Source organism: Megasphaera sp. AF13-6AC, from assembly GCF_027685385.1.
GTDB lineage: Bacteria > Bacillota > Negativicutes > Veillonellales > Megasphaeraceae > Megasphaera > Megasphaera micronuciformis.
This window is the reverse complement of the sequence record NZ_JAQCUN010000170.1, coordinates 1-1,653: the sequence shown is the minus strand read 5'-3', so window position 1 is coordinate 1,653 and position 1,653 is coordinate 1. Positions and strand designations below refer to the sequence as shown.

The 1,653-nt window shown below is 47.9% G+C and carries 2 protein-coding genes; both read right to left on the bottom strand.

The features are described from left to right. A partial coding sequence (locus PGX78_RS07675; protein WP_270446303.1) for an RNA polymerase factor sigma-54 occupies positions 1-402 on the bottom strand: 402 nt, incomplete at its 3' end. A gap of 110 nt (positions 403-512) precedes the next feature. Further along, positions 513-1,653, bottom strand: a 1,141-nt coding sequence (locus tag PGX78_RS07670; protein ID WP_270446300.1) for an OPT family oligopeptide transporter, incomplete at its 5' end; no start/stop codon positions are given.

The following is a 1,653-nucleotide window of genomic DNA, read 5'->3' as shown; positions in this document are numbered from 1 at the left end:
GCCCGGCGGATCGAGAGAACGAACGGCTATGGTTGCGCGCCCAATATCCCAACGACTGAAGGGGAGGGTGGCGGCCGTTCGCAAATCTTCGTCCTTAAAAAAACCCTTTTCATCCAAGGAATCAATGATAAATTCGGCAATTTTTCGAATCGTTACGGGTAACGAAAGTAAGGCAAGCTGATTCTTCAGTTTTTCTTGCGGCGTTTCCGATAATTTGGCTATAGGCAGGTCCGTATCGGGACGGCGAGATGGGTAAGCTACTTCGATCAGCGGGTTTTCATCACTTTGCTGTCGTATATACTCGTCCAGGTCTTGTCCTTGAAGGGTTAACAATGTTGTGGCAAGTTTCTGGAACTGGGTCGTTTTTTGTTTTTGTTGTAAAGACAATGCCAGCCCTTGCATTGAAATCACCTCAATATATGAATCTATCTATATATTTTATCATATGGCGGAAGGTGAGAACAGAGAAAAGCCGTATAGCCTTTCGGCCATACGGCTTTAAATCCCTTCTATTATTTGTCAGACGGAGTAAATTTCGTCGACAAGATGTGATAGATGAAATAAACGATGGAAAGGACGAATACGCCCAATCCGAGGAGATCGGCCGTAGTAGCGAAATCCTTGCCTACGAGAGCTAACGGATCTTCACTGCCGCCGGTTGTAATGGAGAAGACGATAATCATGGCGATAATAACGCCCATGAGAGATTCGCCGACAATAAGTCCCGAAGCGAAGAGTACGCCCCGTTGATGGCAAGCGTCTACGTCTTCCTCCACATGTTCGGGATTACGTTGTTGAGCGCGATTACGCAAGTGTTTGTGAATGAAATAGCCGATAACGGCACCGATAACTAGAGGAACTTCCAAGGTAGGAGGCAAATAAATGCCCATGCCGATAGCCAAGGGCGGGAGAGCGAGAGACTTTGTGCTCTTGCGCAAAAGTATGTCGACAATGATTGCAACGACGCCTACGCCAATACCGAAGAGGATGAAGTTCCAGTCTAAATCGGAACTGAAAATACCTTGAGCGATGGTCGTCATGAGGACTGCCTGCGGAGCGGCAAGTGCCTGTGACGGATCCATGGTTTCACGAGGCAGTGCTCCCGTAAAGCCGTAAGCCTGATAGAGAAGGTTTAAAACCGGGGCAATAGCGATAGCACCGATTACGGACCCGAGAATTAAGGCTACCTGCTGCTTCCAGGGAGTGGCACCGACGATATAGCCCGTCTTTAAGTCTTGAAGATTATCGTTTGAGATAGAGGCGATGCTGACAATAACACTGGTAATAAAGATAGCCAGTGCCGTAGCGAATTTTGCACCTTCCGCCGTAGCGAATATATTGAAAGCATTACCTAAGGCAAGAACGGCCAGAGAAGAAACGATGATGCCGAGAATACCGATACCCGAAATGGGGCTTGCAGAGGTACCGATGAGGCCCGCCATATAACCGCAGGCCGCTGCAACAAAGAAACCCATGAGAATGGCGATTAAAATACCGACGACAATATAAGTAATACTTACACTTGCCGGCAGAGCCGCATCGGAGACAAAGGTGTAGAAGGTAAAGAAGAGTCCGGCTAAAATAGCAAGGAAAACCAGGCCTACCGCTTTGGGACTCATGTCGATGTCCGTATGGTGTAAAGCCTGTTTTTCC